The sequence below is a fragment of the Lapillicoccus sp. genome, assembly GCF_046595215.1.
GTDB lineage: Bacteria > Actinomycetota > Actinomycetes > Actinomycetales > Dermatophilaceae > Lapillicoccus.
On the sequence record NZ_JBKJPP010000188.1, the window covers coordinates 1 to 9,939 of the forward strand.

The window sequence follows — 9,939 nt, forward strand, 5'->3', positions numbered from 1 at the left end:
CAACCAGTCCCTCTCCGCCGTGCTGATGCGCGGGCTCCACCTGTCCCCGCTCCCCACGGCCCTGACCGTGCTCTCCTGCGTCGTCGGTGTCGCGCTGGGGGTCGCGGTCGCCCGGCGTCAGCTGCGGCGAGGTGACGACGTGGGAGGCGCGGCGGCCCTGGCGATCGGGGGACTCCTCGGCTCGCCGGTGTCCTGGAGCCACCACTGGGTGTGGGTGGTCGTCGTCCTACTCCTCCTCGCCCACCGCCGGGCGTGGCTGTCCGTGTGGCTGCTCGGCGCCCTCTTCTGGATGGGACCGTTCTGGGCCCTGCGCAACGCGAAGATCCCAGAGCTCGGACTGAGCCCCTGGCAGCAGGTCGTCGGTGGCTGCTACGTCCTCGCGGGCCTAGGGCTGCTGGCGCTGTTGTCCCGTCGCCGTCGCGAAGCTGCTCCCGACCTTGCCTCGAGTGCCCGGGACACACGGATGGCGTCCTCCCAGGGGGTGGAGGACGCCATCGCGCTCCCATTATGAGCACAGCCGAACTCTCGATGCGACCCCTTCCGCGAATGTGGGCGATGTCCACAGCGTGGTCACAGGCTGGGTGGTCCGCCTGCCCATCGGCCGCCCGATCTCGATCACTCAGGTGGACCCGGGTCGTCCGAACGGTCATTCCCGCGCCGGAGCCGGTGACGTCCCCCGCCAGGCCGCCTCGTTTCGAACCCAGTCACTGTCCCGGCACGGCTCGGCCCGGCCCTCGCAGGAAGCGGAAGTCATGATGCGTCACCCGAGACGAGCCGGCCGGCTCGGCCCCCGCGGCCGGGGCGCCGCGGCCGTCGAGGCCGCACTGGTGCTGCCGGTGATCCTGCTGATCTTCTTCGCCATCCTCGAGTTCGGACTGCTCTTCAAGGACTACCTCAGCACGATCTCAGCGGTCCGTGCTGGTGTGCGCATCGCGTCAGCCGAACCGCGGGCGCCCACCTTCGCCGACGATGCCGCGAAGCAGGTCCAGAACGGGTCTACGGCCCTGGACATGAGCTCGGTGACGGCGCTGTGGGTCTACCGGGCGGACCCGGCTGGCAACCCGGTCGGGGGAGACGCCTCGTTCACGAGTTGCTCGACCTGCGTCAAGTACACATGGGACGCGGCGGCGAAGAAGTTCACCACCCCGTCACTGAGCGGCTGGGCCTCCAACACGCAGAACGCGTGCGTCGCGGATCCGAACCACGACACGATCGGGATCTACCTCGAGGTCAAGCACAAGGCGATCACCGGAGCGATCTTCAGCAACATCATCATCAAGGAGCACTCCGTCATGTCCCTCGAGCCCATTCCCAACACGACCGGGTGCAAATGATCACCCGGCTGCGGGTGCGCCTCGCCCGCCGGGACAAGGGTGCCGTCGCCATCGTCACGGCCATCCTCATGCTGGTCTTCCTGTCGCTCACCGCCTTCGCCGTCGACGTGGGCAACTGGTATGCCGTGGGCCTGCAGGAGCAGCGCGCCGCCGATGCCGCTGCCCTGGCCGGTGTCGTCAGGATGCCCGGTGACCAGACGGGGGCCTTCAGCGTGGCCAGGTCCTTCGCGAGTCAGAACGGGTTCACCAACGGGGCGGGATCCGTCACGGTTGCCCCCGGGGTCGGCTCCCAGCCCTCGCGGCTGAGGGTGACGGTCTCCAAGACCGTGCCCAACGTTTTCGGTGGACTCTTGGGGCGGCCGACGACGACGGTGACCAAGTCCGCCGTGGCCGACTATGCTGCGCCGGTGCCGATGGGCAGTCCGTGCAACGAGTTCGGTCAGGACCCCGACGCAACGCCTGCTGTGCGGGGGACCACCTGCGCCGCGGTCACCGGTAAGTTCTGGGCCAACGTCAACTCACCCAACTCGGCGAAGTCGAACGGTGACTCCTACCAGTCGTTGCTCTGTGGATCCACAGTTGACGGGTGCTCCGCGAGCAACGCCGGCCCCAACACCGACTACCGCCCGGACGGGTACTTCTACACGATCTCGGTGAAGCAGAGCATGCCGAGCCTCACTGTCCAGCTCTTCGACCCGGTGTTCGTTGACGTGGGCCTGAAGTGCGACAGCGCGAACTTCGGTAGCGGCGGCACCGCGGCGACGAAGGCGAACAACAGCGTGGTCACTGACGAACCCACGCGGTACGCCGGTGGGGCGGCGAGTGCCTACTGCACTGGGGACGGGCTGTACGGCGGTTCCCAGACCATGGAGACGAAGTTCACGCTGCGCAGCCCCGGTGCGAACCAATGGGACCCGCTGAGCTATCCGGTGGTATGCACCAAAAGCTACGGCGGCTACAGCGGTAGGCTCTATGACGTCCTCAATGAATCCTCGACGCTGACGTACCGCCCCGAGATCGCGGACGGGTTCCGGAGGTGGACGACCCTCTGCACGGTGAACAATCCGCCGGTCGGTGACTATCTCCTCCAGGTGCAGTCCAACGTGGGTGGTGCACCCGACAGCGCCAACGGCGGAAACCGGTTCGCTGTCCGCGCCACCGCATCGAACATCAACGCGCTCTCCATCGCGGGAAGGGAGAACATGGGAATCTTCTCCAACCTGCCGGGTGGCGTGACCGAGTTCTATCTCGCCCGGGTGCCGAGCGGCGCCGCCGGAGGGGTCCTCAACGTCCGACTCTTCGACGTGGGGGACTCCGACGCCTCCGGCAGGATCACCGTGGTCCCCCCCGCAGGAGGGACGTACTCAGGGTGCACGGGCAGCGGCGTCACCACAGGCCCCTTGACGGACTGTTCCTTTGCTGTGCCCTATCCGTCGCCGTTCAACGGCAAATGGCAACAGGTCTCTGTCCCGATCCCTGCCGCCTACACGTGCAACGACAGCGACAACACCGCCTGCTGGGTCAAGTTGCAGTACGCCTACGGTGCGGCCTCGTCCCCTACGGACGTGACGACCTGGACCGCATCGATCGAGGGCGACCCCGTCCGCCTCGTGGAGTGACCGCCCGGCATACCGGCGGGGTCGGTGCTCTGTGTGATGATGTGCTTGCTGAGCACACGGTGAGAGGACTGGTGGGGTGAAAGGTCGCGTACTCGTCGTCGATGACGATCTCGCGCTCGCGGAGATGCTGAGCATCGTGCTGCGACAAGAAGGTCTGGAGGTCGACCACGTCGCCGACGGGTCGTCGGCCGTCTCGGCTTTCCGCGAGTCGCGGCCCGACCTGGTGCTGCTTGACGTGATGCTCCCGGGTCTGGACGGCATGGAGGTCTGCCGCCGCATCCGGGCGGAGTCGGGCATCCCGATCATCATGCTCACGGCCCGCACCGACACGGTCGACATCGTCGTCGGTCTCGAGTCGGGCGCCGACGACTACGTCGTCAAGCCGTTCAAGCCCCAGGAGCTCATCGCCCGGGTGCGCGCGCGGCTGCGCCGCGGCGACGAGCCTGAGCCGGAGAAGCTCGAGATCGGCGACCTGCACATCGACGTGGCCGGGCACTCCGTCAAGCGCGACGGGACGCCGCTGTCCCTCACCCCGCTCGAGTTCGACCTCCTTGTCGCCCTGGCCCGCAAGCCGTGGCAGGTCTTCACCCGCGAGGTCCTCCTCGAGCAGGTCTGGGGCTATCGGCACGCCGGGGACACCCGTCTGGTCAACGTCCACGTGCAGCGCCTCCGCAGCAAGATCGAGCACGACCCCGAGCACCCCGACATCGTGGTGACCGTGCGAGGGGTCGGCTACAAGGCCGGTCCCTCCTGAGCCGATGACTGCGCCGACGGCAGGTCCCGAGATCCCGGAGGGTCCGCCCGCCCCGGGCACGCGGGAGGTCGGACGGGCCCGGATGGCCCTCGGTGCCGCGGGTCGACAATTGCGTTCGGCGTGGCGCTGGGTCCACCGACGCTGGCGACGGTCGCTGCAGTTCCGCGTCGTCTCCGTGACGATGATCCTCGGGACGATCGTCCTGGCCATCGTCGGGTCCTACCTCTACCAGCAGGTGGCGAGCGGACTGATCGAGGAGCGCCGGCTCACGGCCACCGCGGAGGCCCTCCAGCTGACCAAGAAGGTCCAGGGGCAGCTCTTCGACACCGACCAGACCCAGTCGAGCGACGCGCTCCTGTCCGCGACCCGCAACTTCATCCAGGACGTGACCGGCACCGAGCGCTCGCGATACGCCATCCTCGCCAGGGGTGAGACGAACCGGGTCACCGACGTCATCCTGCCCCCGATCCAGGTCGGCGAGGTCGGGCTCACGGCGTTGCCCGCCCAGCTGCGTCAGAAGGTGGCCGACAACCCTGCCGTCCAGCAGACCCAGATCGTCTCGGTCAAGCTCGCCGGCGAGGCGGATCCTGTGCCCGCGTGGGTCATCGGGCAACAGGTCGACGTGCCACGCGCCAAGGAGTACGGGCTCTACTTCGTCTATCCGATGACGCGCGAGCGGGACACGCTCGGCATCGTGGGACGCACGTTCTTCTGGGGTGGTCTGGTCCTCATGCTCCTCATCGGGGGGGTCTCCTACGTCGTGACCCGGCTGGTCGTGGCCCCGGTGCGGCGGGCGGGCGCAATCGCGGAGCGTTTCGCCGGGGGAGCCTTCAACGAACGCATGGTCGCCAGGGGTGAGGACGACCTGGCGAGCCTCGCGCAGTCCTTCAACGAGATGGCGGCCAGCCTCCAGCAGCAGATCGGCCAGCTCGAGAGCCTCTCCCGCTTCCAGCAACGCTTCGTCTCCGACGTCTCCCACGAACTGCGCACCCCCTTGACGACGATCCGGATGGCCGGCGACCTCATCCACGACTCCCGCCACGACTTCGACCCAGCGGTCTCCCGCTCGGCCGAGCTGCTCCACAACGAGATCGACCGCTTCGAGGCCCTCCTGTCCGACCTGCTGGAGATCAGCCGGTTCGACGCGGGCGCCGCCGTGCTCGACCTCGAGCCGACCGACCTGCGCGCCACCGTGGCGAGGGTCGTCGAGGCCTGCCAGACCCTCGCCGACCGCAAGGGCAGCCCGGTCGGCGTCGAGCAGCCCCCCGGGCCCTGCGAGGCCGACATCGACTCCCGCAGGGTCGAGCGGATCCTGCGCAACCTGCTCGTCAACGCGGTCGAGCACGGCGAGGGACGCTCGATCTCGCTGCGCATCGCCAGCAACGAGACCGCGGCCGCGATCTCCGTCCGCGACCACGGCCTCGGGCTGCGTCCCGGCGAGGCCGCGATGGTGTTCAACCGGTTCTGGCGGGCCGACCCAGCCCGGGCCCGGACGACGGGTGGCACCGGCCTCGGGCTGGCGATCTCGCTCGAGGACGCGCGGCTGCACGAGGGCTGGCTGCAGGCCTGGGGATCCCCCGGCGAGGGCTCCTGCTTCAGGCTCACCCTGCCCCGCGAGGCCGGTGCCACCCTCGAGGTCTCACCCCTGCCACTCAACCCCCTGGTCACTCCCTCGTCCGACGCGTCGGGCGCCCCCGCCCCGGCGTCGCCCCGGCCCGCCCCGCTCGAGTCGTCCACCGTCCCGGCCAGGAGTGGCGGCACCCGGTCATGAGCGGCGGGAGCCGGCCATGGTCCGGCTGAGGCGGTCCCTGTGCACGATCCTCACAGTGGTCGTGCTGTCCGCGACGGCCGCCGCCTGCGGGTTGCCCGAGGTCTCGGACGTCCAGCCGGGCCGCCGTGTCGGGTCCAACGTGGCGCCGAGGGCGAGGATCGTCGTCAGCCCTCCCCTCAAGGGAGCGTCCCAGGACGTCACTGCCCGCGACTTCCTCCGCGCCGGAGCCGGCTTCCAGGAGACCGACGAGAACCAGCAGGTCGTCGGGCGCCTCTTCCTTGCTCCCTCATCCCTCGACCGCTGGCGTCCCGCGTCATCCGTGACTGTCTACGACACGAAGACGACGATGGCCATCGAGCACCTGCCCGGCGACCAGCTCAAGCTGACCACGACGGCGGTCGCGACGATCGACGTCAACGGTCACTACCGCGAGCTGACCCCGGGGACGGTGACCTCCGTCGTGTTCACGATGACCAGGGTCGACGGTGAGTGGCGGGTCCAGCTGCCCGACGACGGGTTCGGGCTCTGGCTCAACACCGACGAGTTCGACCGCGTCTTCGCGCCATTTCGGGTGCACTACGTCGTGCCGACCGAGCGCCACCTCGTGGCGGACGTGCGGTGGCTGCCGTCCGGCCCCAAGGTGGCCACCGCGCTGGCGAGGGCCCAGCTCGGGGCCGTGCCCGACTACCTCAAGGGCGCCGCCGAGTCCGGGCTCCCGGAGGGGGCCCGGCTCGCGGTCGACGCGGTCAACGTGGACGACACGGGGGTGGCCACCGTGACCCTGACCAACAGCAACCAGACCCTCGACCCCAACCGACGCCGGGCCATCTGGGCCCAGTTCGTCGCGACGCTCACCCAGGCGCCCGGCGTCTCCTCGGTCTCCCTCGAGGTCCAGGCGATCGGCAAGATCCCCGTCCCCAACCTGCCCGACTCGATCGGTCTGCTGGGCGACCTGGGCTATGACCTGAACCCGACGTCCAGCCCGACGGTTGGTCTGGAGCGCACCAAGGACGGGGTGGCGCGGATCAACCCCCAGTCGCTCAACGAGGGCGACCCGGCCCGCCCCTCCGCCGCGCCGTCCGGGGCGGCGTCGCAGACACTGTCGATCCCCGACGCCTACGTCGACCTCGCCCTCTCGCCCGACGGCAGCGACATCGCCGGTGTCGACAGGGATCGCGCCGAGCTCGTGCGGTGGCGGGGGACCACGACGGTCACGGCCCCCGCCTTTGCGACGAGCCTGACCAACCCGACGTATGACACGCACGGCCGGCTCTGGATCGCGGGCGTGGCGCAGCAACGGGCGCGGATCTGGACCTTCGACGCGACGGCGGCTGCGCCGACGACGCCGAGTGGGGTCCTGGTCACCTGGCTGGACGGCCGCCAGGTCATCAACCTCAGCGTGTCGCCGGACGCCACCCGGGTTGCCGTCCTCTCGAGGCTGCCCAACGACACCGACTTCCGCCTCGATGTCGCCGGGGTCGTCCGGGGGGCAGACGGCACGCCGACCTCGCTGGCGCCCCCCTACCGGCAGGGGGAGCCGCTGACCCGGTTCGTCGACGTGACCTGGCTGGATCCGATGACCCTGGCGGTCCTCGCGCAGGGCAAGGAGGGGGACTCGCCGCGCCCCTTCCAGGTCGACATCGGGGCGGGAGTGGGGCTTCGGCGGGTCGGCCAGCTCGACATCGAGGAGTCGCTCATCCCCGCCGTGCCCGGCGCGCGGAGCATCACGTCCCGAGGAGGGGTCCGGGGCCTCATCGTCATGACGGCCACCACCGCCCAGGTCAGGGTCGCGCGGGTCTGGGCCCCCGTGCCGGAGGTCTCCGAGCTGGTGGTCGCCGGGACCTGACCCGCTCCGCCCGCAATCCCCGGCGCCGGGCCCGGGCTGGTCAGCGAGCGGCCAGGAGCACGTAGTCCGCACTCGCCCGGACGACGCGCCACCCACGTCGCTCGCGCAGGGCGGTCCCGAGGGGCGACCCGGCAGGCAGCAGCGCGACTGTCGCCCCGCTGCGGTCCACGACCTCGGACCAGCCCGGCTCGGCCCGCAGCGCCGAGACGTATGCCGTGACGTCGGCCGGTGCATAGAGCTCGGGCCTCGCGTCCATCACCACCTGGAGCTGCGGCTCGAAGAGCAGCAGCCAGCTCGCCGTCTGGTGGTAGCCGAAGACCACCGTGCCGCTCGGGAGCCGCGACAGCTCGGAGCGGAAGGCGGCCGGGGCGTCCCGGTCGACGTGCGAGAGGGGGACGGCCAGACCAGCACAGACCACGACCCCGACGAGAGCGCCCAGAACGAGGGCCCGGCCTTCGAGGCGTCCCGGTCGCTCGGCGGAGGTGCCACGCAGGGCCTGCAGACCCTCGGCCACCAACGGCACCAGGAGGCAGGCAGCGAACGGGACTGCTCTCCCGAAGCTCAGCGTGATGGCCAACGCCGTCCCGGCGTGGGCGACCTTCCACCAGGTCGGCCGGGCTGCGGTGCGCAGCCAGGAGGCGAGCAGGAGCACGGCGGCGCCCGCCGTGAGGAGGGCCAGCGGGTTGGTGATGTCGGCGGGGGTCCAGCCGGCCAGGACCCCGGACTCCCCCGGGTGCCCGCGGAACGGCGTCAGCAGCAGGCGCGGACCGACGGGTGTCAGTGCGGCCGCGGCGATGCTGGCCAGGATGACGGCGGCGAAGCGTCTGGCCGTCGGTCTGTCGAGCCGGCCGTCAAGGGCCAGACCGGCTGCCGTCACGACCCCGAGGAGGGGACCGACGACCCACGAGCTGTGGGTGCTGGCCCACACCCAGACCACCGGGACGAGCCACCACGGTGGCCTCAGACCGGCGGCCCCGCCGCGCCACCCGATCACGGACACCATGGCGAGCACCACACCGGCGGTCATCGGCTCCTCGCCGAGGCTGAGGGCGCCGAAGAGCCCCACGAAGGTGGCGATGACGGCGGGGACGAGATCTGCCTCGCCTCGGGCGGCCCACAGGAAGAGGACCGCCAGGGCCACGAGGGCCACGGCACGCAGGAGGATCAGACCGGCCGGGCCCCAGGTGTCGTGGGCGAACGCCGCGACCAGGTCGCCGGCCCACTCCGTGCGGATGACGTCTGCGCTCGCGAACGGGGAGGCGGGGTCCCGGGCCACGAACTGCCACGTCTGACGCAGCAGCCCTCCCTCTCGCACGGCGGTCCAGGCCCCAGGGTCGCTGATCGGTCGGACCGCCACTCCGACCACCCCGAGGAGCACCGGGATCCCGACCGCCGCGACGACTCGCGGCGGCACCTTCGAGCCGCTCGCCTTATCAAGGGCGACGCTCTTGGTGCGCGCGATGACGCTCACGCCCCCTCCCCCAGCAGGACGTAGGTCCCGTCAGCCCCGAGCACGTGCCAGCCACGGACGTCGACGAGCGCGCCGCGCAGCGCTGAGGTCTTCTCGACGAGGGCGAACTGCACGTGGGCCCTGTCGATCAGGGCCTCCCAGCCCTCGCGGGCCTGGTAGGTGCGGACGTAGTCGCGCAGCTGCTGCGGCGTGTAGGCCTCGTTACGGACGTCCACGACGGGGGAGACGTTGGGCGCGGCCCACATGACCCACCCCGACACGTCGGTCTGGGCGAGCACCGGTGTCCCGGGGGGGAGCGACAGCAGTTGCGGGGCGAGCCGGGTGGGAACTCCCACGGGTGAGCCCGACCGGGCGAGCGCCAGCGGAAACGCGATGATGGCGCTGACCAGGACAGCTGTGACGACGACCGGAAGGGCGTGGACGGAGGGCATCGACCGGGGCCGGACCGTGCGCCCCAACGCCTCGGCCAGCAGTGGCGCCAGCAGGATCGCTGCCGGCGCTCCGGTGCGGACGGTTGCGAAGGTGAGGGTCAGCGCCGTCCCGAGCACGAGCAACCGGGACCAGGGCATCGCGGTCCGGGACCTCAGCGCGAGTCCGATGGTGACAGTGACCACGAGCAGCACCCCGACGACGGTGACCGACGCGAGGGTGCCAGGCTGCCACTCCGCGACGAACTCCCGGCCGTTGGCTCCCACGGTCAAGGGGGTGAGGAGCAGCCGTGGACCGAGCGGGGTCAGCGCCGTCACGACGAGCTGGCCGGCGACGACGAGGACGAGCCGCCCGACGGCGCGACGGTCTGCACCGTCGAGCGCGCGGCCCAGGCAGACGAGCAGCCCGACGCCCAGGGCTATCGACCACAACCCGTGGCTCGCGGCGAAGAGCCACGCGAGTGGCACGAGCCACCAGCGCGGCCGTCCGTCCTGCAGGCTCGACCACCAGCCGAGCACGCTGACGGCCAGGAGGACCATGCCGAGGGCCTGGGGCCGCTCGGTCATCGTGGGGAGGCTGACCAGCGTCACGCCACCCGCGAGGAGGACCCCGCCGACACCGGGCAGACCCCTGCGGACCGTGAGCACCAGCGCGAGGAACAACCCGAGGAGGCAGACGGCCCGGAGCCAGGCGATGGCTGGGAGCCCGACCGCGG

7 protein-coding genes and 1 pseudogene are annotated in these 9,939 nt (G+C 70.8%); 6 read left to right on the plus strand and 2 right to left on the minus strand.

Translation table 11 applies throughout. From position 1 onward, the window contains the following. The 6 genes and pseudogenes from ACLL9L_RS16165 to ACLL9L_RS16190 form a co-directional block, all read left to right on the plus strand. Positions 1-511, plus strand: a pseudogene (locus ACLL9L_RS16165) (hypothetical protein); the annotation flags it as partial. Positions 512-752: 241 nt separating this feature from the next. Then, positions 753-1,334 carry a TadE/TadG family type IV pilus assembly protein gene (locus ACLL9L_RS16170; RefSeq protein WP_411285682.1) on the plus strand — a complete coding sequence of 194 codons (582 nt, stop codon included), beginning with the start codon at positions 753-755 and terminating at the stop codon, positions 1,332-1,334. Beyond that, a complete protein-coding gene (locus ACLL9L_RS16175) occupies positions 1,331-2,953 on the plus strand; it encodes a pilus assembly protein TadG-related protein (RefSeq protein ID WP_411285683.1) in 1,623 nt (540 codons plus the stop codon). The genes ACLL9L_RS16170 and ACLL9L_RS16175 overlap by 4 nt, the downstream gene beginning before the upstream one ends. A 76-nt stretch (positions 2,954-3,029) precedes the next feature. After that, positions 3,030-3,707, plus strand: a complete 678-nt coding sequence (mtrA, locus tag ACLL9L_RS16180) for an MtrAB system response regulator MtrA (protein ID WP_411285684.1) — start codon at positions 3,030-3,032, stop codon at positions 3,705-3,707. A gap of 4 nt (positions 3,708-3,711) precedes the next feature. Continuing rightward, positions 3,712-5,478 carry an MtrAB system histidine kinase MtrB gene (gene mtrB / locus ACLL9L_RS16185; RefSeq protein ID WP_411285685.1) on the plus strand — a complete coding sequence of 589 codons (1,767 nt, stop codon included), beginning with the start codon at positions 3,712-3,714 and terminating at the stop codon, positions 5,476-5,478. A 16-nt stretch (positions 5,479-5,494) separates the two neighbouring features. Then, positions 5,495-7,324 carry an LpqB family beta-propeller domain-containing protein gene (locus ACLL9L_RS16190; RefSeq protein ID WP_411285686.1) on the plus strand — a complete coding sequence of 610 codons (1,830 nt, stop codon included), beginning with the start codon at positions 5,495-5,497 and terminating at the stop codon, positions 7,322-7,324. 40 nt (positions 7,325-7,364) lie between these two features. Here the strand turns inward: ACLL9L_RS16190 and ACLL9L_RS16195 are convergent, their stop codons facing one another. Continuing rightward, the gene (locus tag ACLL9L_RS16195) at positions 7,365-8,795 is read right to left on the minus strand and encodes a hypothetical protein (RefSeq protein ID WP_411285687.1); all 1,431 of its coding nucleotides are present in this window, start codon (positions 8,793-8,795) and stop codon (positions 7,365-7,367) included. Further along, positions 8,792-9,939 (minus strand): hypothetical protein (locus ACLL9L_RS16200; RefSeq protein WP_411285688.1); only part of this gene is annotated, 1,148 nt, incomplete at its 5' end. The genes ACLL9L_RS16200 and ACLL9L_RS16195, both read right to left, overlap by 4 nt.